The sequence below is a fragment of the Paenibacillus montaniterrae genome (assembly GCF_018403185.1).
GTDB lineage: Bacteria > Bacillota > Bacilli > Paenibacillales > Paenibacillaceae > Pristimantibacillus > Pristimantibacillus montaniterrae.
Genome location: NZ_BOSE01000011.1, coordinates 18,045 through 41,928, shown reverse-complemented (window position 1 = coordinate 41,928; position 23,884 = coordinate 18,045). Strand labels below are relative to the sequence as shown.

Genomic DNA, 23,884 nt, shown 5'->3' with positions numbered 1-23,884 from the left:
GATATAGGATAAGCATCATAATACCGTATATGAATAACTGCTTCATTATATGCACATGCTAGCCTATTCATGTAAATTTGCTCTGCTTGCACTTCCAGCAGCCATTTATGAGAGAATATGGTTCTAATAGCTGTTTTTTTTGAACTCGCTATGAGAAAGCTTACAAAATCACTTTACGACCATGCATCTTTACCGCTATACTATAGATATAAAGTTTTTTTGAAATACAGTTCCACTAGATGAAACTGTAAATTTTTTAGAAGAAGGAGACTTATGATGGCTACACAAAACGAATATTCCGTTCGTTCCACGCTTGTGTCTGGTGGCAAAGAGTATGCGTACTACCACCTTGGCGGACTCGAACAACAAGGCTTTAAAGACATTTCCAAGCTACCATTCTCCATTAAGGTGCTGCTTGAAGCAGCCGTTCGTCAATTCGACGGTCGCGCGATTACGCCTGAGCATGTCAAGCAATTGGCTAACTGGGCTAACGGCCGCGAAGACAAGGAAATTCCGTTCATTCCAGCACGTATCGTACTGCAGGACTTTACCGGCGTTCCGGTTGTCGTTGACCTTGCAGCAATGCGCGACACTGTAAAAAAAGCTGGCGGAGATCCGAAAAAAATCAACCCGCTTGTACCAGTTGATCTTGTAATCGACCACTCTGTTATGGTTGATGCGTTCGGTACACCTGAAGCGCTTGAATACAATACAAAGGTAGAGTTTGAACGCAACGAAGAACGCTATCGCTTCCTTCGCTGGGCGCAAACAGCCTTCGATAATTTCCGTGCTGTACCTCCAGGGACTGGTATCGTTCACCAGGTTAACCTAGAGTATTTGGCATCTGTTGCCGCTACGAAAACAATCGACGGCGAAACAGTTGTTTACCCTGACTCGCTTGTTGGTACTGACTCCCATACAACGATGATCAACGGTCTGGGCGTTGTCGGCTGGGGCGTTGGTGGTATCGAGGCGGAAGCAGGAATGCTTGGACAACCTCTATACTTCGTTATGCCTGAGGTTATCGGCTTCAAGCTTACTGGCAGCCTTGCGGAAGGTGCTACTGCAACTGACCTTGCGCTTACGGTTACAGAAATGCTTCGTAAAAAAGGCGTTGTCGGCAAATTCGTCGAGTTCTTCGGTCCTGGTCTATCCAATATTTCCTTGCCTGACCGTGCAACGGTAGCGAACATGGCGCCTGAATATGGTGCAACAATCGGTTTCTTCCCGGTAGACAGCGAAACTTTGTCTTTCCTTCGTCAAACGGGCCGTTCCGAGGAGCAAATCGCACTAGTAGAAGCTTATTACAAAGCACAGGATATGTTCCGCACAGACGAAACGCCAGATCCTGTATTTTCAGATATTATCGAGCTTGATCTTTCGACAATCGTACCGTCGCTTGCAGGTCCTAAGCGTCCGCAAGACCGCGTAGAGCTTACGAATATGAAGAAGGAATTCAATGACATTATTCGCAAGCCGATCGACAAAGGCGGCTACGGCCTAACGGAAGAGAAAATCGAGCAAAGCGTGCCAGTCAAGCATCCTAACGGTGCGGAAACAGAATTGAAAACAGGCGCAGTCGTTATTGCTGCGATTACAAGCTGTACGAATACGTCCAACCCTAGCGTTATGCTTGGCGCTGGTCTAGTAGCGAAAAAAGCGGTTGAGCGTGGCCTGGTAAAACCGGCTTACGTCAAAAGCTCGCTTACTCCAGGCTCGCTAGTTGTTACGGAGTACTTGAAAAAAGCAAACCTGATCGAGCCGCTTGAGGCACTTGGCTTCCACGTTGCAGGCTATGGCTGTGCGACATGTATTGGTAACTCCGGTCCGCTTCCAGAGGAAGTAAGCCAAGCGATTGCTGACAACGATTTGACAGTTGCTGCCGTGCTTTCTGGTAACCGCAACTTCGAGGGTCGTGTTCACGCTCAGGTTAAAGCGAACTATCTTGCTTCTCCACCGCTTGTTGTTGCCTATGCGCTTGCAGGTACGGTCAACATCGACCTTGCCAACGATCCGATTGGTCATGACAAGCAAGGCCAGCCTGTATACTTGAAAGACATCTGGCCAACGAATGCAGAAATTAAAGAAGCGGTTGCAGCTTCGCTTAACCCTGAAATGTTCCACAGCAAATATGAGCATGTATTTACGCAAAATGAGCGCTGGAACGCAATTGACGTGCCAGAAGGCGAAAGCTATGAGTGGGATGAGAACTCAACTTATATTCAAAACCCTCCGTTCTTCTCGAACCTTGGCAACGATCTTAACGATATTGCGGACATTAAAGGCGCGAACGTGCTTGCACTAATGGGAGACTCTGTAACAACAGACCACATCTCTCCTGCTGGTAATATTACCGTTACAAGCCCTGCAGGCAAATACTTGATCGAAAACGGCGTAGAACGCAAAGACTTCAACTCTTACGGCTCTCGCCGCGGTAACCATGAAGTCATGATGCGCGGTACATTTGCCAACATTCGTATCCGCAACGCAGTTGCACCTGGAACAGAAGGCGGCGTAACGACTTACTTGCCGGACAATGAGGTTATGTCGATCTATGATGCTTCCATGAAGTATCAGGCAGAAGGCAAAAACCTTGTCGTTATCGCAGGCAAAGAGTACGGTACTGGTTCTTCCCGCGACTGGGCGGCAAAAGGTACGTACCTGCTTGGCGTAAAAGCAGTTATCGCTGAAAGCTTTGAGCGTATTCACCGCTCCAACCTTGTAGGCATGGGCGTGCTTCCGCTGCAATTCAAAGCTGGCGACAGCTGGAAATCACTAGGCATTACTGGACGCGAAACGTTCGATATTGTTGGTCTGTCCAACGAGGTTCAGCCTGGTCAAGAGGTTAAAGTGACCGCTACTCGTGAGGATGGAACAAGCTTCGAATTCAGCGCGATCGTTCGTCTTGACTCGCTAGTCGATGTAGACTACTACCATAATGGCGGTATTCTGCAAACAGTACTACGTCAAATGATCGCTAATATGTAACCTGATGTAATAAGAAGAGAGCGATTTTCCCGGACAGGAAAATCGCTCTCTTCGTTTAAACTCTTTTGAAGTCATAGGCTCTTTTATTCTTCAAGCTAGACGGTACTAGGCTAATACTTGATGACTACGCGGTTTATTACTAATTGCTTGCAGCCTCTCTAAAATGTATATAGATCGCTCATTTCGGTCATTTCCAACAATATGTTCCGCACTGTATTCGTCTACAATTCGACCGTCACGAAAGAGAACAACACGATCACCATATGTAGCCACATACGGATCATGAGTTACGATAAGCATGGATTGTCCAAGCTGGTCACGCATGCTGAGAAGCAATTCAAGAATGTCTGCTGAATTACTTGAGTCCAAATTGCCTGTCGGTTCATCAGCCAGCAGAATGGCTGGTTTATGAATTAGTGCACGTGCTATAGCAACCCGCTGTTGCTGTCCTCCTGACAACTCAGCTGGACGATGCTTGCTTCGCTCTGACAATCCTACTAAATGCAGCATTTCTTCTGTCAGGGCGGCAACCTTCTTCTTGGGTTGACCTGCCAGAATGAGTGGCAGTGCCACGTTCTCCTCTGCCGTTAGTGAGCTAATAAGATTGAAAAACTGAAATACGAACCCAATCATATCCCGTCGGTAATGAGAGACCTCTGGTTCGAGATAGAAATTTTGCCATTCGCCACCCGTCACCTTGATCCTGCCTTCCGAAGGCGGTTCTAGCCCGCCAAGAAGCTGTAACAGCGTGGTTTTGCCTGATCCGCTTGGCCCCATTATCATAACAATCTCTCCAGCGGCCAAGTCTAAATCCACATGGTCTAACGCAACAACTTGATTCTGTTCTTTTCCATATATTTTGGTAAGATTTCTTACTGCTAATATTGAATTTGAATCTTCCACGATAACTCCCCCTAACGCACTTTCGATGCAAGTGATATCACTGAGTGCAAATCATCCATATATACCACCTCGGCTACTTGACAGTTAATTCTTCAGTTATGGAGTTCGATGCGATCTGTTTAGCATACAAGATTGATACAAGAAGTGATATAACGACCACTACGACAATAGGCAACGCTATAGTAAACCAGTTTATCGTCCATCCATTGATTTCATCGGTGCCGCTAAATATTCCTATAATAATCCAGGCACCGGCCAACATTCCTATAACGATAGCAGCAATGGCATACAATAGACCTTGTACGATCATTAACGATTTCAACCTCGCTGCTGTTAGACGAATCGCGCGCAGGATGGCGTACTCTCTGCGATGTGCATGAAAGGTCGAGCCAAATGTGTTAATGATACCGGCAATAGACACGATTACAAAAATTGCCATAACCGCCCACAAAATCGTATATTGTTCCCTTGATTGATCTGCGATGCGCAGTAGCTCAGAATCAATATCCGTAACCTTAATTAGCGGATCATCTTTTAGCAGCTCCTGTAATGCAATTCTTACACTAACAATATCCGCCTCTCCGCTAACTTGTACATAAATGGTTGCAGGTGCAAGCTCGTTAGATCCGGTACTTGCTTCACTCTCAAGCCATGACGCCTTAGAATTTCGATAATCGACTAACCCCAGCGTTTCATCTATAGTAAATCCTAACTTTGCCACACTACTTACGGGCAACTCGGATTGTTCTAATTTTTCACCCAGACTTGTTCTTTGCAAATATACGGAATCGCCTATGCTTAAGCCCATATGCTTAGCATACTCCGGTTGTATGACGATCCCCGACGACAGCTCTTTATGTTCCCCCTTTATCAACCCCATCTGCTGCATCAACTTTAAATCTGTCTGCGCCACGCCTATCCATTGATATTGATGTGTATTATATAACGGAGTGCCTTTATTAAAATGCTCAGGAGGATTACTATTGCGCTGCAACCATTTCGGATCAGCTCGTCCATAATCCATATCTCCTAGAAGCACAGCATGAGGTGAACTCACTGGCAGCGCTTGTTTAACCCCGTTCACTTGACGTACTTGCTCTACTACGTTAGAAGACATTGGAACAGGCCTCTTTGTAATTACAATCGGAGTAATGTGCTCGCGCAAAACCTGCTCCGCATTTGCACGGTTTAGATTATCGATGAATACCGGGATCGCAATAAAGGCTGTCACGATACTTGCCAATAGCATAATAATGAACGAATTTTGTTTGCGTAGTGCTACGAATTGCTTCACTGCGTAATAAGCTTCAGCAATAGCCACCTTCCGAATAAACCAGCCGCTGCTGCGAGAAATAACAGGGATCATATATCCTGTGCCAAGAATACACCCTACTGCTGCTAACAATCCGCCCAACAGTGTAATGAGCAAGCGTTCACTGCTGCTAATTAGGTCTAACGATCCCAAGCAAAATATTACACAGCCAATTATAAATAGACTCGCAGCGATCCATCCACTCGCTCGATTTAATCCCTGCTGCTCGCTATACCGAACAGCAACTAAAGGAGCAGTAGTGGTAGCAGTCGTGACGGCAATTCTAATTACAGACAACGTCAATACTACCCAGCCGAGCACGGCGATTATAGCGATGACTTTCCAGTCTATTTCCACATTATTTACAGCTATCCCCATCATTGAATCAATAAACCAGGTTGAGATCGTACACAAAAGAATGCCTGTACCAACGCCAAGCACAATGCCAAGCAAATTTAGCACTGCTGCTTCCATCATGACCATTTTATAAATGATCTGCTTAGTAGCCCCTATCATGCGGAATGTTGATAATTCTCGCACACGTCCAAGCAGCATAAATTTGTAGCTGCTTGTCAAAAACAGGATGCAGACTAGTAATAATACGCCTCCTAAGCCAATTGCTATAAATCTAAATATGGTCATTTCCTTTACAAACGTCGTACTCTCCGATCGCAACGCGATATCCATATCCGCATCAATTTCTGCTCGAATCGTTGCCGCCACAGCGTTAGCAGATTTACCATCTGCCAGAATGAGATATACAGCATTGGCAACCTCACCTAACGCATATTGTTGGCGAATGGCATCAATATGCACAATTACTGCAGGGCCCGATGTATAATTAGGAATAATTTCACCTACTGTTTTTTTCAGTACGATATCATCACTTATCGAGAACTCCTTCGTATCCCCTGCTTCCACTCCCCAGCGTTTCGCCAGCTCCTCAGTAATTACAATCTCTTCAGGCTGTAATTCTCTCGTAAATTGATAGTAGTTGCGGGCCAATTCATTAGGTTCAACTGCATGGTAATTAATACCATCCATCCGTCCAATCCCATTTAATGCAATATCAAAAAGCTGGATCGCTTCTCCTGATTCAATAACCCCCTCCAAACTCCTCAATTTGGAGATCTGTTCCTTTGTCAATAATTTGTTCTCTTGCTGCCCTTTGAATGGACTATATCCTGCAACGATATCAATCGTTCCTATTTCCTTATTGATTGTGTCTTGCACGGAACGCTCCATGGAACTGTACAACGAACTTATAACGATAATAAGACCGAAGGTAACAGCAATACCGATACAAGTTAGAATTAAACGCTGTTTCTTAGCAAATAACATCTTCATTGCAATTCCAAATAAAGAGCGTTTCATCATTAGCCTCCCACAAAAGCTTATGTTTGAGAATGACTTATGATCCATTCCCTTCCAAATATTATATATAATGATGTCGAATCTTTAACGTTCAGCTCGTAGGTGTGCAATTTTTCATCATAATAAGAAGAGAGCGATTCTCCCTGTCCGGGAAAATCGCTCTCTTCGTTTTAAAATTCCACTGCTGCTCGTAGTTAGTGAGACACTTCTGCTTGTTTCTCAAAACTGTTTTTGAACTCAAGCCTTATTTTTTCAACATAAATGCTCGATTCTTAAAAAATATATTACTTATAGTAATAAAAATAATACTTACACAAAGCAAAATAAAAAGATTGTCCTCATACGTTCTTGCAGAATTCGGAAACGACCAGTGGAATGGGTAAAGCGGTCCCAATGCTGATCCTCGCGTCATATATTGCATAGAACAAAAGACTCCAATGATAATATAGCTGTACATGAGATTTCGAGTTAAAACAATACTTATGAAGGAAAGAGTTGCCAGAAAAAAAATACTAACAAGAGGTAGTACAAAATCAAACCATTCCCACTGATCAAACAAATTTAAAAATAGAGATACACTACACCATCCAATATAAAAAATGATGAAATATATGATTGTCGTTCTAATAACTCTCATAGCTCCAAATGTAAAATGATTATATGGTAAAGATAAGAGCGCTTCCTTCCCTCGGGCATCAGCGAGGTCTTGAAACATAGGAATAATCCATAAACATATCCAAGGTAATGTCAACGTTCCCCATTGGTTTCTAATCAAATTAATCTCTGAAGTACTATCAAACCGTATTAAAACAAGACAAAAATTAAGGATCATAAATAAAATAGTTACCCAAAAAATTCCGCCAACTAATTTAAATTCCATAAAAAAGGAGAGCTTTGATTTTAGTTTTTGATCCAAGTCATATACCCCTCTTCTATTGTCGGCTCAGTTAAAACGGCCTCCTCACTTGGTTTCTGCTCGCTCCATATACGCAATTCGATCCGATCACTAAAAATTTTAGACGAAACAATCTCACCAGTTATTGATAAGCGTTGAAATTCCGAATGATTCACAATCAAATTCCATACTTGCCCATTTGCAAGCGAAGCAAGATTTTCCAACTGCTTAAACACTTTAAGTTTTCCTTGATAAAGGATTGCTGCCGCACTGCAGGTCGATGAAATGTCTTCTACTATATGAGTGGATAAAATAACAATCCTGTTCCATGCAATTTCTCTTAATAAATTCCGAAATCGAATACGCTCTTCCGGGTCCAATCCAGTAGTTGGTTCATCTACAATCAATATTTTGGGCTCACCGAGCAATGCTTGCGCGATACCGAGTCGTCTTCGCATTCCACCTGAAAGCTTTTTCACCTTGAGCTTAGCATGCTTTTGCAAGTTTACTCGCTCTAGTATTTGATCAATTGCTTCCAAGCGCTCCTTTTTTACTAAAATTCCTTTTAATTGAGCTACATAATCAAGACACTCCATGACATTAAATTGCGGCAATACATCAAAGTCCTGAGGCAGATATCCTATAATCTGCCTGGCCTTCTCCGGGTGCTCAGACCATTTCAGCTTGCCATATGTGATTTCCCCGTTATCTGGTCGTATGATTGCAGCTATCATTCGCATTAAAGTTGTTTTTCCTGCACCGTTAGGTCCAAGCAATCCAAAAATTCCAGGTGCTAGCTGAAGGGACAAGTCATCTATTATTTGTTTTTTTCCATAACTTTTATTTATTTGTTGCAGTATGAGCTGTTCCATTACCACTCACCTCTTTCATTGACTTTTCCCAGACGTCATCATGAATTTCATTTTCCAGCAAATTATGATAAACCACCTTTATTAGTCTTTGTATTTCATCTTGTGTAGCCGTCCCCATCCATTCAATGATTCTATTAGCATTAACATAAAGTGAATCTTGTTCATTAAACTCCGTGTATTGATCTGAAAAATCCTTTAATAGGCTACTGTAGCCCCCATATTGTTCTCCGATAAGTTCGCTCAAGAGTATACTATCTCTCATCTTTTCTTGATACTGCTGACCCGTTAGTTTGTTTTTCCAGTAATAAGAATAGAAGATTACTTCTACATTATACAATCGAGATTGCTGCCTAAATACCGTCTCACTGTTGAATATAATTGTTTCAGGCATAAGCTGAATAATGTCCTGCTTCCAAGTGGAATAGGAAGGTGCAAGCATTATTTTTTGTGGAATATGTGCTGGCTCCACATCCAACCAATTTGCCAATTGATCAACAGTTTCTCTCATTTTACGAATAGAAACATCTAGTTGATCTGGCAAATCAGGCGGTGCAACAATCTCATTTTCATCAATATAACTTTTCAAGAGATTACTTGATGCAAGCATAAGTCCATGAGCCTTTCCTTCAAATTTATGATTTTTAATCTCAGAAAGATTGCTAAATACTGCCTGTCTAGGAGATGATAAAACTTCTACATTAAATTCTGCTGCCTGAGGCAGCATAGTGCTAATATATTGAGGCTCAAAGAAATATGGGGAGACAAAAGCAATTGTTTGCTTTCCAGGAATAGGATACCAAGGAAAGTCTTCAGCTAAATAAAATGAATTGTCGGTTACCAAACTTTTTGCCCCACCTTGTCCAGAGACCTGAATTCTCAATTGAATAGGAGATGTTTTAGAGGATGGCTTCTGTACAATAAGCTCATCACCATTTTGGCTCCAATTTACAACCTCATCATTAATAGTGGCTTTCAACACCTCAAATCCATGATACAAGGTAAAAACATAAGCATCAGGCTCTTTTTCAGACGTTGTCTCCAGATCGATAGTGGCTTCGTAGTCTATTGTTTCGCCTTTATGCTTTAATCTTATGTCATAACGATTCGCTATAAGTTCCTGGTTAAATTGCTTCTCAGTGACTATTGATTGTTCATAAAAAGGACGATCCTCGTTAATGCGTAAATTAACATACGAACTAGCCAATGTCTTGTCCAATACTGAAAAAGAATGAGGCAAGACAAGGAAAAAACATAGTAAAATGATGAATCCTGCACTCAAATATTTTATTCTAGAGCCAGTTGAATAGTAGCGCGGATTTTTTACGGCTACTACAAGAAACAATAAACACAAAGTAAAAAGAATAAATGAAACATGCTTAGATATAATGAATGAACTTATCAAAATTCCTGTAAATTCGTTAAGCATTACATTCATTTCACGTTCTGTTCTGACAAACCAATTTAATCCCGTCTTCACGAACTCAGGAATTTCATACCCTTTTACCCAACCAGATATGAAAGTAGTTGATAGAAACCAAACGATAATCCCCACCACTATTTGAATCCATCTTGTTGAGCTAATGAGTGAAACGGTCATTCCGATCACATAAGCACCAAATAACGCAGTTCCCCAGTAACAAACAATGTACAAAAATATTTCTCCATAATTATAAACAAAATCTGATTTAGCGAAGGAAATAAATAGGAATATAATTAGATTACAAAATAATAAATAAACTAAACAAAAAAAGAACCATGCGCACAGCTTGGCAGTAATTCGAAACCGATCACCAGGAAGTGCCAATAAATATTGGTCCATTTTTGATTTTCGTTCATCATCAATTGACATAATTCCAAATATATATCCGATCAGCAAGCAAGCTAGTATTAGGTAACCTGTCGCCATTATGTAACTCGCTACCTCTATTCCATCATTCATGAACTGAAGAAATCCCCATAGTAGATAAAGAGGTGTGCAGGCTATACCTCCAAGCAATAGCCAATTCCGTCTATAATATCTAAGCTCGTTGTAAAAAATAGCAAGCCAAATTCCCATCTTGTCCTCCTGCTATAAAATCGTTTAGTACATAATAATACAATTATGTCGAATTATGAATGTTCAGCTCATAAGTGTGCAATTTTTCATCATACAAAAAAACGCCCGTTCTTGGAGAATTTACTCCTTGAACGAGCGCTCATTTGTACAACACTAAAACGATTAACCAAGAGGGATTAGAGAGCTTGCGATTTTCGTGCCAGACCAGGAAGCGGATTGTTGCAGGTCATCACATACACGCCACATGACAATGCATAATCCACTGCCGCTTCATCATCCGGGGCATAGCACCAAACCTGCAGCCCCATTGCTTTAAAGCGTTGTACATCTTCTACATTGAGAAGCTTCATATCCATGGCCAGCGCCCACATTTTAGAGTAGGTTCCATGCTCGCCTTCAACGAAGTTGAACATCTTCTCTCCTTTAAAGCCTTGCGTCTTCGCGCCGTAGTTATCATACAAATAGGCGACAACGTTGGCATCGAAGGACGTAAATACGCAGTTGTCATAAAGTCGGTACTGCTTGAGCAGCTGCACCGCCGCGTCCGCGGTCTGGATCGCCTCGGGACTCGGCTTGATCTCTACATTGAGCAGCACTTCAGGATAATCGAGCATCAGCTTGCAAAACTCGAGGAAAGAAGGTATCTTTAGCCCGGCAAATATCGGGCTAACCCAGCTTCCCGCATCTAATGCCTGCAGCTCCGCCAATGTGAAATCCCTTACCTCGCCAGTGCCGTTCGTTGTGCGATCGACTGTTTCATCATGGATAACGGCGATTTCGCCGTCCTTGGTCATGCGCAGATCAAGCTCCAGCATCGGCACGCCCAGCTTTATTGCCTCATGGAAGGCGAGTAAGGTGTTTTCAGGATAGCTGGCCTTGTATCCGCGATGTCCAGACACGACAATTTGCGTTGTATCGGTAATTTGCTCAATCATTCCGCAACTTCCTCTCACCTATTCTGCCAGCAGTCGTTCAGCTGATTGCTGCAGCTTCGCCAGCGTAGCATCGATATCCTCGTTGTCGTACATAATCGCTTCAATTGCTGAGAAAAACTCAGGCTGAATGGATGGCCAAGCCAAATCCTTATTTGTATCTACCGCGTACTCAAGCTGCTTGTATGCTGTTTCGCGGATTGGCTCCTTCGACCATAGCTCTTTAATTTCGTTGGACTCAACCATTTTATGCGTAATCGGCAAATAGCCTGTGTCAATAATGAACTGCTGTGCGCCAGCCGCTTCTGTCATCAGCCATTGCATAAAGGTTGCGCCTGCTTCCTTATTTTTCGCATTGTCAAACATGACAATGTTTCCGCCACCAGTTGGGGTTGAGTATTGCACATTTTGCGGCAGATACGCTGTTACATAGTCAAAATCTACACCCTTCAGCAAGCCGCCGATCGTGCCAGTTGATTGGAACAGCACTGCAACCTTGCCTTCGGTGAACATCGAGTTTACGATTGAGCCGGAATCTGCTGCTGGCGGGTAGAACAACGCGCCTTCAGCCTGCAAATCCTTCAAGTATTGGAAAACCTGCTTGCCTTTACCGTCCGTCGTAAATGGAGTCGTCGTTTGACTTTCATCAAATACTGTACCGCCAAGCTGCTGGATCATTGCAATCGGATACCAGGTGTCGTAAGGCATCGTTAGTCCATATCTTGTTGTTTCGGAGCCATTTTTGACAACAGCCGCTTTGGCAACCTCCGCCAGCTCATCCCAGTTAGTCGGAATGTCCATGCCAAGCTCCTCTAAAATCGTTTTGTTGACATGCATAATTGGCGTTGAACGGTTGAACGGCAAGGAAATAAGCGCGCCATCATGCTCTGTGTCACCCATTAGCCCTTGAACAAAATCATCCTTCGTTACGCCTACTTCCTCCAGCACCGGCACAAGATCGGCCAGCACCTCAGCGTCTGAGAACAGCTCTACAAAGCCGCGTTCGATCATCGCAACCTCTGGCGCCTGATTCGATGCAGCAGCCTGTTGCAGCTTCGTTACCGTTTCGGCATAGTTGCCCTGGAACGTTTCCACGACTTCGATGTTCGGATGCGCATCATTAAAACGCTTCACCATTGCTGCAATTGCTTCTCCGTTGGAGCCGCCCATCGAATGCCAGAAATCAATCGTTACTTTATCGCCCGAGTTTGAGCTTGAGCCGCCATTCGCATTGCTGCCCGGCTCCGTTGTATTGCCCTTGCCGTTGTTGCCGCCGCATGCCGCCAGCAGGCTGATCATTAAAGTAAGCACGATGAACAGAGATAATTTTTTCATGAGTTGACCTCCAATTTATCTGTTTAGTTAGTTGCGTTAAGGACGGTGCTGCGTTTACTTGATGCCTGAATAGACGAATGCCTTAACAATTTGCTTGGAACAGAACAAATAGACGATTAGAATCGGAATAACCAAAATGACGTTGCCGGCCATAATGACATGCCAGTTGCTGATGCCCTCCGTCTCGCGCAGCATCGAAATCCCGACGGTCAATGGACGCACAGCCGCCGAATCCGTCATTACGAGCGGCCAGAAATAATCGTTCCAATGCGAGACAAAGCTGAACAACGCAATCGTCGCAAGCGCCGGCTTCGACATTGGGATCATAATTTTCCATAAAATTTTAAATTCGCTGGCATTATCCAGCCGTGCCGCCTCAATTAGCTCCTCCGGCACCTGCATCAAATATTGGCGCAGCAGGAAAATACCGAATGCGTTGGTCATGAACGGAATAATTTGCGGCAATAGCGTACGGCCAATGCCCCAATCGGACATCATCAGGTACACCGGAATGAACGTGACCTGACCAGGAATCATAAACGCCAGCAGCACCAGACTGAACAAGAAGGAGCTGCCCTTGAATTTATACTTGGCAAAGCCGTAAGCGGCTGGAATGAGCACAAGCATTTGAATCACGATAATAGAAATCGTAATAATTGCCGAGTTGCTGAAATACGTTAAAAACGGACCCGACTGCCATGCCGTCACATAGTTGATAAACTGAGGAACGGCCGGCACCATCGTCGGAGGAAAAGCCAGTGTTTCCTTAAAGGTTTGCAACGAGGTTGAAATCATCCACAAGAAAGGAAATATAAACACCGTTACCAGCAACAGCTTCAGCAAATACCCGATAGACAGCTTCACGATGTGCATCGATTTAGTCATAATTCCCTCCTTATTGATAATGTACTTTATTGGCCAGCATGCGGAAGTAGACAAAGGTCAATATTCCGATTACTAGCATCAGCACCATCCCTGTTGCAGACGCATAGCCGATATTAGTCGTACGATTTTGATAAATGTAGTAAACAAGCGTATTCGTCGAGTTGTTCGGTCCGCCCAGCGTCATCATCCGAACGGTGTCGAACACCTTGAACGAGCCGATCGTCATAATAATTAAAATGAAGAACAGCTGCGGCGAAATCATTGGCAGTGTAATCTTGTAAAAGATTTTCCACTTGCTCGCATTGTCAAGCGAAGCCGCTTCGTAAATGCTTGGCGATACGCCCTGCAGCGCAGCAACAATAATGAGCACGTAGTAGCCAATGCCCTGCCACACCGATACAAAAATAATCGAAGCCATCGCCGTGCTGGAGCTTTGCAGCCATTGCGAGGTTGGCAAGCCTACTGATTTCAATATATAGTTCAGGAAGCCAAGGCTTGGCTCCATCATCCACATCCATACAAGCGCAATCGACACGATCGACACGATGTGCGGCGTAAAAATGCCTGCCTGAATGAATTGATTGAACTTCGTATTTTTGCTGACCCATACCGCAATCGCGACTGACAGCACCAGCGTTATTAGCACTGTCGCGAACGTATACAACGCCGTATTGCCGAGCACCTTGTAAAACTCATCTCTCGCAAACAGGTCGGCATAATTGTCCAGCCCGATAAATTTGCTCTTAGCAGGATTCATCAAATTGTATTTATGCAGGCTCAAATATGCCAAATAAAAAATCGGATAAATAACAAATACACCAATGCCAATCATTGCAGGCAAAATCATCAGATATGGACGAATGACGCTGGATACACGCTTTTTACCCATAGTATTGCCCTCTCAATGCTTGAATTTTATCTAAATAAAGTGATGAATCCTGTGCAATCCGCTTCTCCTGATCGTCAAAGAAATGAATTTTCTCTTCCGGCAGGCTCACATAAACGGTTTCATTAACGCGATACTGGTCATCAATGCTTTTGATCATAAAGGTGTCCAGCGGCGTTTTAATTTGGTAAATCGTCTCCGAGCCGAGCATTTCTCTTGTAATGATTTCCCCGGAGGTTTGCACCAGCCCCTGCTGCGGCGATCTGCCGATTGCTGCACTTTCAGGGCGGAAGCCAAAGGTCAGCTGCTTCTCGCGCACATAGGTAATATTCATTGGCGGCACGCCGATAAATTGTGCTGTAAACTGATTGCTCGGCGTATGGTACATAACCTCCGGCGGCGCCTCCTGCTGGATAACCCCTTTGTTCATCAGCACGATTTTGTCAGCCATCGACATCGCTTCCACCTGATCATGCGTTACATAGACGAACGTTGTACCGAGCTTTTTATGCAGCTCAATCAGCTCGATCCGCATTTGCACGCGAAGCTTGGCATCCAGGTTGGAAAGCGGCTCATCCATCAGAAAGACGGAAGGCTTCTTGACCATCGCGCGCGCAAGCGCGACCCGCTGACGCTGACCGCCAGACAAGGTTGATGGCTTGCGGTCCAAATAATCCTTTAAGCCGACTGTTTCGCTAATGCTTTCCACCAGCTCGATCCGCTCCGCCTTCGGCACCTTATTGTTTTTAAGCCCGAACTCGATATTTTCACGAACTGACATCGTCGGGTAAATCGCATAGTTTTGAAACACCATCGCAATGCCGCGCTGCCCTGGCGCTGTTTTCGACACATCCTTGCCGCCAACAAGCACCTGGCCTGATGTTTGCGGGTCAAGACCTGCGATCATGCGCAGCAGCGTCGTTTTTCCGCAGCCGGATGGTCCGACTAATACGGTAAATTTGCCGTCCTCTATCGTAAGATTCAAATCTTTAATAACATCATGCTTTTCGAAGGTTTTTGTAATGTTCTTCAATTCAATGGATGCCATCTTTTCACTTCCTTCTACATTTTGTGTCTGTTTGTCTCATTTATGTGCCATCATCTCCTTTTGTCCAGCAGCCGCATGCTGTTCCTCCCAGTTCTCTCCACTTTTCAATAACAGCCATGCTAGGCAAGATGATTTTTAAGCGCTTTCAATTAGTGCTCGACTATAAGCTGACAGCAGATTGCTTGCTGGCAGTCAGCTTCTGCTCCTCGCCAGCCACCTTGACGGAAATAATAGCGTCCTCCAGCTTGATCGATTCCAAAATCGTCAGCCATGCAATATGCTTCGGAATTTTGCAGGTTACGACAAGCTTCATAAGGCTGCTGCATGCTCCGTCGCCCTTCTCATGCTCGTAAGGAATGATGCTCAAATTCATTACTTTAACCCCATGCGCTTCAAAAATCATTAAAAGAGGTGTAATTTCCTTGGCTCCATCCTTTACTAGCAGTTCAACCTGCTTGATGCGGCGTTTACGGGATAGCAGCTGCTCGCATTTATTCAAAATAAACAGCGTAATTAAAACTAGTGCGGTGCACAGCACAGCTGCTTTGTGAAAGCCTGCGCCAATGCAAAGGCCAATTGCGGCAACAACCCAAAGTGATGCGGCTGTAGTCAAGCCTTTAATAATATTTCCATTCCGCATGATCGCGCCTGCGCCCAAAAAGCCAATGCCGCTAATGACTTGCGCAGCCAGCCGCGCTGGGTCCATACGCACGTTATACTCATTAACAAAGTCGGAGAAGCCATAAATAGATAGCAGCATAATGGTTGTCGAGCCGAGACAAACTAAAATATGCGTGCGAAAGCCTGCAGAATGATTGCTTATTTCGCGTTCGATTCCTACCAGACCTCCGAGAAATACTGACAGAATAAGCCGCAAAACCAAATCAATATCGCTTATTGACCATACACTAAGATTGTTCATTTATTGTGCCGTTAAGGGAATGTGCCCATGTCACTATGTGCTTCTACAAACTATTTTGCATCTGCTCAAAAATAGTGTAGAATAATGCCATGGGCAAACATGCAATTACCAGTTAAACTGGATAATTGTTTTTTCCCAGCTTCGGTGAGCTGCGGCGGACTCCATAACTTTGGCGAGTTGGTCTGCCGTACTCACAACCTCATATTGCTTCGGTACAATTTTGTTAAGCGACTTCTGATATTGTGGCTGTCTCATCGCTTCAATGATTTGTTCAAAATCATAAGCGGTGCTGCGGCTGCTTCCAAACATCGTAATGCCCTTCTCCAGTACATCACGCGTATTGATCGGTACAAGATCCTCGGTAACGCCCATCAGAACCAAAATACCGCCTGGCTTCAATATTTGGATGGCTTGATTAATCGCGCTTTCGCTAAATTTGCCTCCGGTGCATTCAATCGCTATATCAACAAGCGGCGCATTGTCAAACGGATAGGTTTGAACCATTTCCCTTGTTGCGAAGTCAAATTGATTCAGCTTCTCCTCTACCGCGCCAAACACTGTTAAACGATCTGCGTTCAGCTTATACATATGATGCAGCATTGCTGCTGTCATATAGCCGACCGGCCCATCGCCAAATACGACGACCTTGCCTGTTGCCAAACGCTCGCGCACCCGCTCCAGCGCTTGATGCGACACGCTGCACAGCTCAGTCAAAACGGCGATATGATCCGGCACATCATCAGGTATCGGAATTGCATTGGAAGCGGAAATCACCAGTCTGCTTTGCGCCATGCCGTCGATGCCGCTGGCTAAAAATCCGCCATGCTCACAGTAGTTTTCACCAATCCCGTTGCAGTACTCGCAGCAATCCTCCTTAGCCGTACCATTCATCTCGTATGCCGGCAGGTTAGGGACAATGACGACACGCTGACCAACCTTTACACGATCTGAATTGCTTTGCAGCACCTTGCCTATCCCTTCATGAAATAATGCCATTGGCAGCTTTTTGGCGAGCGCTTCCGGACGTCGTTGTCCTGTATAGTAGCGCAAATCAGCATGGCATATGCTTACCAGCTCAGGCTCGATCATCACCTCATGCGGCGCTAATGAGAGCTCAATCGCTACTTCCTTAATGCTGTGCGGCTCAATAAGTCTGAACACTTTACTTAAACTGCTTGCCAAGCTGCACACCTCCTGTTGTCAAAAGTTATATATGATTTTCAAGCCAAATCTGCAAGCGCATACAACAGAGTTGGACTTGAAAGAATCATCAGCCTTCCGCTTACACCCTAATGACTTCTACTCCGCTTTTCTCGAACTGCTCCTGATCATATTCTGTGATCGCTTTGCCCGTAATCAGCGTGTCAAACTCATCATTTGCGGCCACCGTATGCAAGCTTACCTTTCCAATTTTCGAATCATCAGCAACTACGATAATCTTTTCAGCTGCGCGTATCATGCTTTGCTTCGTTGGCACAAGCTGCGCTTCCGGATGCATTAACCCAAACCGCGAATGCAGCACGGGAATGCCGATAAACGCCTTGTGGACATGCAGGGAGTCCAGCACCTGCTCGGTAAACATGCCATTCAGCATATAGCTTGACGGATAAAGCTCGCCGCCTGTCAAAATCACTTTAATTCCCGGCGAATCCTTAAGCTCCGCGGCAACATTCATATCATTGGTGACGACTGTCAAATCAGCGCGATGAATTAAATTTTTCGCAATATGCAGCGTCGTCGTGCCTGAATCGATAATGATATGCTCGCCGTCCTTGACCAGCTCTGCCGCTCGCTTGCCAATCAGCATTTTTTGCTCAAGCTGATTGCTGTAGCGCTCGCTGAAGGATGCTTCAGAATTGGTCCATTCCTCAATTGTGACTCCGCCATGCGTTCGCTTCAGCAGCCCTTCCCGTACAATCTCGTTCAAATCTCTTCTAATTGTTGCATCATGTACAGAAAAAGCCTTTGCCAATTCGCTAATCGTCGCCACTCTATGCTCCTTGACATATTCGATAATGCGATTTTTTCTCTCTACAGCAAGCATAGCCATCACTCCTACACACTTATGTTCACTGATGCTCAAAATTGTTCACAACATAATCATAATTGGATAAATTGTGTCTGTCAACACATTTTCGAGCATAAATGTACAATAATGAGCAAATATTTTGCACATAATGAACATTTTATTAATATTATGCGCGAATATCGCTGCGCATTTGCTTGTTTTTGCTCATATAGTGTGCGAATGGTTGCACTGTATGCGGCGGTCTAGTTGGATGTTACGAGGCGGTGGGGACTCGGTAGATACTGTTTTAAAGAATCCTGATAACGTTAACTGGATCGTACGAAAGTCTAATGGAATCTAACGAATATTCATAACGCTAAGAGTGAAAAAACGCTTCTGATACGGCGGAAATCACTGATTAAGCCTCCTCAGATTCATTAGAAATAAAAAGAAGCCGAATGTCACAAATAGCGTTACCCAGCTTCCTTAGCAATAGATTTTTAGCTTTCGAGTTTACAATCTCCATTGGATCTTTCACTCCCTACGAGGCTAGCAGCTTACTCAGTTACACGGTTTACTCGGTTGCACGGCTTATTCAGTTACACGAATAAGCCCGACTGCCCCTTTGGCTGCATAATTGAATTGATGGGTCACAAATGGATAATCTCCCGCTTCGGTTATGGTAAACTCTACTACGGCGCCTCCGCTTGCGGGAAGCAATACGGTTTGCAGCCCTTGCAGCATATTGTCAGGATTGCCATCGACGTAAACATGATCAAACACAGTTCCGATGACATGGAAGGAAGAGGTTTCATTGGGCCCGGCATTGCTGACGTATAAACGGATCTGCTCACCGACCTTGGCTGGCAACGGATTGTCCTTCAAGCTATAATCGTTGCCGTTAAATACGACATATTCCGGGTTGCCATTCAGATATACATGCTTAGAAATGCATTTTAAGGTCCGCCTTTCATTCTGCACCCAAAATATGATTACAATTTTATTTATTCAGTAATTAATTTTTTTTCGCTAAGATGGTTTCTTGGTGATCGTTCCATTCAATGGTAAAAGTAATCACATTCTCAGTTTCAAGATATTTGTCATAAGTCCTACTCTTAATTACCCCATTATTTAAAGGGAGAATGCCACTTTCGTTTAAAAAATCACTTGTAATTTCGTAACTAACACTTCCAGTTACTTTTTCTGTACCTGTATATGTTAGTGTATAGATTCCATAATTGTCATTATTTTTATCACTAAACATAGTAACTGTATACTTGATATCCCAGTTATCACCACTACCTGTATATAGTAATGTATTATTTCTAGAGCAACCAAGTAATAAGCTAGCGATAATAAAAAAAATACTTACTGCCAGTTTGAGCTTAAATCTGCGCATAGTAATGCTCGCCTCCATTGTTCATAAAATATTCATATTTAGGTAATTTAAACCAATTATCCATATGTTAAAATTGGAAACCGTAATACAATAATAACATTTTTAAGGAGGGAATACCATGAAGAAACTTCTTTCATCAATGTTGTTACTAGCAATTATTTTCACTCTTCTTACACCAACTGCTCTTGCTAATTCAAATGCAGATGTACCAGAGGGCTTTATTGTAATCAAGGAGTACGATCAACAAGAAAAAATTCTATCTAAAAAAGCAACTTTAAATGTTGAAGCTCCAAAAATCGAGAATGCATCATTGGTTAATATGGAAACAGGAGAAGAAGTAATTCCAGAAGTAATCGAAAATAGTGTTAGGCCTATAAAAGATCTAATGAACAAAAATACTGGAGAAATTACAACGCTATATGCCGCTGATTTTACAATAATGTCTACTAGCGGAAGAAAATCTGGTAATAGCGGAAATAACGATGCATATGTTAAATTCTATGTTACTATGTATTATTATTGGACTGGACCATCTAACACGTATATAACATTAGACAAAGTTGATTATCGCTGGGAAATTACCTACGATCCCAACAATAATTTGTCAATCGAGTATGCAAAAATGTTTATTAAGCAGTACGGTCCATCAGAAAACAATGGTGGTCAATTGCAAAGCAAAGAAGTCGACATCAAATCGACAAGTGGGACTGTTTTAGTAAGGGATTGGGATTGGCATCCAGTTTTAGAAGATGGATTGGGATACGTAATTAGTTGTGAGACTACAGCATCGATTTATGCAAGAGGTGTATGGAGTTTTTCATATCTATTTGGACTCTAGTTCATTTAACCTGTTATTCTATGAAAAAGATAATCTGACTGATTCGTCAAGGAACGATGGTTAATCATCAATTTTGTTGAGATTTAAAAAGCCTAGACTGCAAGCTGGCGTCGGTACTCTACCGGTGTCAGCTTGTTTAATTCCAATTGAATCCTTTCTTCTTCATAAAAACGAATAACCTCCTCAATTCTTCTTTATGCTTCGTCCATGGTGCGTTTATTCAGGGTTTAACTCACATTCGCGATCTGTTAGATCCAGCTTCTTTACTAAATCGTAGTATGTGGTATTTGAGACAATGCTACAAGTACCTTCATCGAGTATTTAAGTCTCTAATCATAGACGACTTTTCCAATATCTATTCTAAACGGTGCACTTAATAGTCGAACTAGGGTGGGCTTATAAAAAAAGCGACAATGTGATACGCCTCACACTGCCGAGCAAGCAAGCCATTTATACTATTGGTACTACGTTAAGGGAGCTGATTGAAATGGTTAAAGTATTTGATGGAAATGAAAAAGTCGGTGAGCTAGTAGCCGCATTTCCTGGAGCCAGCAATCTATTGAAAAGCTACAAAATCGACTTTTGCTGCGGCGGGGATCGTGTGCTGTCTGCCGCGCTGGAGCAGAAAAGTATCGATGCCGGGCAATTTTTGCAAGCACTAAATCAACTATATAATGAATCGCTTAAGCGGGCCCAGCGAGATACAGACTGGCGACATGCAGCGTATAGCGAGCTGATTGATCATGTTATCGCAACGCATCATGCTTATCTTAACGAAGAGCTGCCGCTGCTTGGACATTTTGTCACAAAAATATTGCGTGTTCATGGTACGGAGCATCCGGAGCTGTCCTCGCTTCATACGCTTTTCAGCAAGCTGCGCAGCGAATTAGAGCAGCATTTGATCGCTGAAGAAGAGGTAGTATTTCCGCTCATCAAGCAGTATGAGCAAAGCGGCGCTCAGGAGCTGCTGCAGCAAGTGCGCTCAGCCATTGATGAACTGGAAGACGAGCATGAACAGGCAGGCCAGTTATTAAAGGAAATAAGAGACGTTACTAATGATTTTACTTTGCCGGCTGAAGCCTGCCGTACCTATACGTTAACGTTCCAGAAGCTTGAGGAATTGGAATCCGACATGTTCCAGCATGTTCATTTGGAAAACAATATTATGTTCGCCAGGCTGCTAGCTGCCGAGGCATAGGGGAAGTGAAAGGGCTGTGTCTACAATCATCATTTGGGCATGGTCCTTTTTCTGGAAATTTGTTGCGCCACCGTTTACCGTCGTTTGATGCCATTTGCTGCCTTTACCGCTGCTCAGCGCTCCAATCTGACAGCGCCTGTGGATTAACAATAACGAGCTTGCTGCCATCCTTTTCAATGATGTTTTGCTTGCGCAGCTGATTTAACAGCCGATTAACCGTTTCACGCGTCGTTCCAATCGCGTTAGCCATCTCCAAATTCGTAAGCGGCACAGGAATGACAAGCCTGCCAGACTGCTCCACACCATAGCGCTCGGCAATTTTAAGCAGAAAAGCAACGCCCCGGCTCTGCACATCCTGGCCAGTAATTTGCTGAAGCATTTGCTGCAGCTCGCGAATTTTGCCGCCCATCATCACAATCGTTTTTTTCGTTAACGCAGGTATGGCGAGAATAAGCTGCTCGAATGATGATTGAGGGATGACAATCATGTCACTGTCGACCAATGCTTCGGCAGTTGCCGGATAAGGCTGTGAATCGAAGAAAGTAGCGTGAGGAAACATATCTCCTTGCTTTAGAAAGGAAACGATATTTTCATGGCCGTCTTCGTCGGTTTTGTATGTTTTAACGAGTCCATCATATATAAAATAGATTGCTGCTTTTTCTTCTCCTTCATGAAAAATAACCGATTTTTTTCGATAGGTGCGAAAGCCAGAAATTTGATAAACCTGCGCCAGCTCCTCATCCGTCAAATCCTGAAAGTACAAAAATTGCTTCAGCATATCCAGCGTAAAATGATGCTGCTTCATCGTCCCCACCTCTTTACACCTTAGCCGCCGATATAGGACATATTCACCTTTTTGCGATGCTTCGCAGTATATGCGGTACGCTCATCCGAATAACGATCCGTACGCTGCTGCCAAACCTGAGAAATAGCCTCTATCAGCTCCTGATCTGACGCTCCACTGCGCAGCATCGCACGCAAATCAAAGCCATCGGCAGCGAACAAGCATGTATACAGCTTGCCTTCAGACGACAGTCTTAAGCGCGTGCATGTCGAGCAAAACGACTCCGAAACCGACGTTATAAAGCCGATTTTAGCCTTATGCTGATCATATTGATAATATTTTGCTACCTCGCCGTAATAAGCCTGCTCTACTGGGGTCAACGTATATATTTGCTGCAGCTGCTGCAGCATTTCCTGCTTCGTTACAACCTTTTCATAGCTCCAGCCGTTATCGTTGCCAACGTCCATAAATTCAATAAAGCGCAGCGTAATATCATAGTCTTTAAAATAGTTCATCATCGGAATAATTTCTTGCTCATTTACCCCTTTTTCCACAACCATATTTACCTTTATTTCAAAGCCTAGCTGTTTGGCGTAGTCAATATTTTGCAAAATGCGTGCTGGCGCAATGCCTCTGCCGTTCATTTTACCAAACAGCTCTTCATCCAGCGCATCAAGACTTATGTTCAACCTTCTTAACCCTGCATCATAAAGCGCCTGAGCCTGTTGATCCAGCAATAAGCCATTCGTTGTTAAGGCTACATCCTCAATGCCGTCCACCAAATGAATTTGACTGATCAGCTCCTGCAAATTTTTGCGCAGCAATGGCTCGCCGCCAGTCAATCTTATCTTTTTAACACCTAGCTTGCTGAATATGGCAACGAGACGACTGATTTCCTCGTAGGACAGCAGCTCGCTTTGCGGCAAAAATGCGTAATTGTCGCCAAACACTTCCTTCGGCATACAATACGTGCAGCGAAAATTGCAGCGATCAATGACCGATATTCGCAAATCTCGCAGCGGTCGTTGATACATGTCATAGATAGAATCGTTCATTACAGGCTCACTTCCTTCATCTGCTCCGGGCTGTTCATATTTTGCAGCGCGTGCTCAGCATTTTCAAATAACAAGCTGCCTTCAATCCATACAGCCCTTGCATGGATTAGCAGTTGATTAACCCGATATTGTTCATTATCCAATGCTTTCTTGATAAGAGCAAGCATTTCTCGTTTCCAGCATTCGCTACAACC

The 23,884-nt window shown here is 43.7% G+C and carries 20 protein-coding genes and 1 pseudogene; 3 read left to right on the top strand and 18 right to left on the bottom strand.

The window, feature by feature from the left end:
• The first annotated feature begins 276 nt into the window (after positions 1-276).
• Complete coding sequence (gene acnA, locus KJS52_RS22475) at positions 277-2,988, top strand: aconitate hydratase AcnA (protein ID WP_281425677.1); 2,712 nt, start codon at positions 277-279, stop codon at positions 2,986-2,988.
• Between the two features lie 105 nt (positions 2,989-3,093).
• On the opposite strand, the gene KJS52_RS22470 is transcribed toward acnA, so the two are convergent.
• The 15 genes and pseudogenes from KJS52_RS22470 to KJS52_RS22400 all read right to left on the bottom strand — a co-directional run bounded on the left by KJS52_RS22470 (position 3,094) and on the right by KJS52_RS22400 (position 19,815).
• Entirely contained in the window at positions 3,094-3,891 is a 798-nt protein-coding gene (locus tag KJS52_RS22470) for an ABC transporter ATP-binding protein (RefSeq protein WP_246563879.1), read from the bottom strand.
• Between the two features lie 73 nt (positions 3,892-3,964).
• A complete protein-coding gene (locus tag KJS52_RS22465) occupies positions 3,965-6,577 on the bottom strand; it encodes an ABC transporter permease (protein ID WP_213519541.1) in 2,613 nt (870 codons plus the stop codon).
• A 244-nt stretch (positions 6,578-6,821) separates the two neighbouring features.
• The gene (locus tag KJS52_RS22460) at positions 6,822-7,493 is read right to left on the bottom strand and encodes a hypothetical protein (protein ID WP_213519540.1); all 672 of its coding nucleotides are present in this window, start codon (positions 7,491-7,493) and stop codon (positions 6,822-6,824) included.
• A complete protein-coding gene (locus KJS52_RS22455) occupies positions 7,478-8,344 on the bottom strand; it encodes an ABC transporter ATP-binding protein (protein ID WP_213519539.1) in 867 nt (288 codons plus the stop codon). Before KJS52_RS22455 ends, KJS52_RS22460 begins: the two co-directional genes overlap by 16 nt.
• Entirely contained in the window at positions 8,313-10,400 is a 2,088-nt protein-coding gene (locus KJS52_RS22450) for an ABC transporter permease (protein WP_213519538.1), read from the bottom strand. Before KJS52_RS22450 ends, KJS52_RS22455 begins: the two co-directional genes overlap by 32 nt.
• Before the next feature lie 176 nt (positions 10,401-10,576).
• Positions 10,577-11,335, bottom strand: a complete 759-nt coding sequence (locus KJS52_RS22445) for a glycerophosphodiester phosphodiesterase family protein (RefSeq protein WP_213519537.1) — start codon at positions 11,333-11,335, stop codon at positions 10,577-10,579.
• An 18-nt stretch (positions 11,336-11,353) separates the two neighbouring features.
• Positions 11,354-12,667, bottom strand: a complete 1,314-nt coding sequence (locus KJS52_RS22440; RefSeq protein ID WP_213519536.1) for an ABC transporter substrate-binding protein — start codon at positions 12,665-12,667, stop codon at positions 11,354-11,356.
• Positions 12,668-12,721: 54 nt separating this feature from the next.
• A complete protein-coding gene (locus KJS52_RS22435; protein ID WP_373871385.1) occupies positions 12,722-13,540 on the bottom strand; it encodes a carbohydrate ABC transporter permease in 819 nt (272 codons plus the stop codon).
• 22 nt (positions 13,541-13,562) lie between these two features.
• Complete coding sequence (locus tag KJS52_RS22430; RefSeq protein WP_213519534.1) at positions 13,563-14,441, bottom strand: carbohydrate ABC transporter permease; 879 nt, start codon at positions 14,439-14,441, stop codon at positions 13,563-13,565.
• Positions 14,434-15,486, bottom strand: a complete 1,053-nt coding sequence (locus KJS52_RS22425; protein WP_213519533.1) for an ABC transporter ATP-binding protein — start codon at positions 15,484-15,486, stop codon at positions 14,434-14,436. The genes KJS52_RS22430 and KJS52_RS22425 overlap by 8 nt, the downstream gene beginning before the upstream one ends.
• 160 nt (positions 15,487-15,646) lie before the next feature.
• Positions 15,647-16,408: an MgtC/SapB family protein gene (locus tag KJS52_RS22420; protein WP_213519532.1), complete on the bottom strand. Its 762-nt coding sequence runs from the start codon at positions 16,406-16,408 to the stop codon at positions 15,647-15,649.
• Positions 16,409-16,513: 105 nt separating this feature from the next.
• Positions 16,514-17,590 (bottom strand): alcohol dehydrogenase catalytic domain-containing protein, encoded by a 1,077-nt coding sequence (locus tag KJS52_RS22415; protein WP_373871383.1) that lies wholly within the window; start codon positions 17,588-17,590, stop codon positions 16,514-16,516.
• A 100-nt stretch (positions 17,591-17,690) separates the two neighbouring features.
• Positions 17,691-18,452 (bottom strand): DeoR/GlpR family DNA-binding transcription regulator, encoded by a 762-nt coding sequence (locus KJS52_RS22410; protein WP_213519530.1) that lies wholly within the window; start codon positions 18,450-18,452, stop codon positions 17,691-17,693.
• Between the two features lie 555 nt (positions 18,453-19,007).
• A pseudogene (locus KJS52_RS22405) lies at positions 19,008-19,352 on the bottom strand (multicopper oxidase domain-containing protein); the annotation flags it as partial.
• A 79-nt stretch (positions 19,353-19,431) separates the two neighbouring features.
• Positions 19,432-19,815, bottom strand: coding sequence for a hypothetical protein (locus KJS52_RS22400; RefSeq protein WP_213519529.1), 384 nt, complete (start codon positions 19,813-19,815; stop codon positions 19,432-19,434).
• Between the two features lie 118 nt (positions 19,816-19,933).
• Here KJS52_RS22400 and KJS52_RS22395 point away from each other — a divergent pair, with 118 nt between their 5' ends.
• Positions 19,934-20,653: a hypothetical protein gene (locus KJS52_RS22395; protein ID WP_213519528.1), complete on the top strand. Its 720-nt coding sequence runs from the start codon at positions 19,934-19,936 to the stop codon at positions 20,651-20,653.
• 487 nt (positions 20,654-21,140) lie between these two features.
• The gene (ric, locus tag KJS52_RS22390) at positions 21,141-21,851 is read left to right on the top strand and encodes an iron-sulfur cluster repair di-iron protein (RefSeq protein WP_213519527.1); all 711 of its coding nucleotides are present in this window, start codon (positions 21,141-21,143) and stop codon (positions 21,849-21,851) included.
• A 103-nt stretch (positions 21,852-21,954) separates the two neighbouring features.
• Here ric and KJS52_RS22385 read toward each other — a convergent pair whose 3' ends face one another.
• Genes KJS52_RS22385 through KJS52_RS22375 form a run of 3 tightly spaced genes read right to left on the bottom strand, consistent with a single transcriptional unit; the run spans position 21,955 to position 23,833 of the window.
• Positions 21,955-22,656, bottom strand: a complete 702-nt coding sequence (locus KJS52_RS22385; protein ID WP_213519526.1) for a Crp/Fnr family transcriptional regulator — start codon at positions 22,654-22,656, stop codon at positions 21,955-21,957.
• Between the two features lie 20 nt (positions 22,657-22,676).
• A complete protein-coding gene (gene moaA / locus KJS52_RS22380; protein WP_213519525.1) occupies positions 22,677-23,690 on the bottom strand; it encodes a GTP 3',8-cyclase MoaA in 1,014 nt (337 codons plus the stop codon).
• On the bottom strand, positions 23,690-23,833 hold the full coding sequence (locus KJS52_RS22375) for a hypothetical protein (protein WP_213519524.1): 144 nt from the start codon (positions 23,831-23,833) through the stop codon (positions 23,690-23,692). Before KJS52_RS22375 ends, moaA begins: the two co-directional genes overlap by 1 nt.
• Positions 23,834-23,884 lie beyond the last annotated feature (51 nt).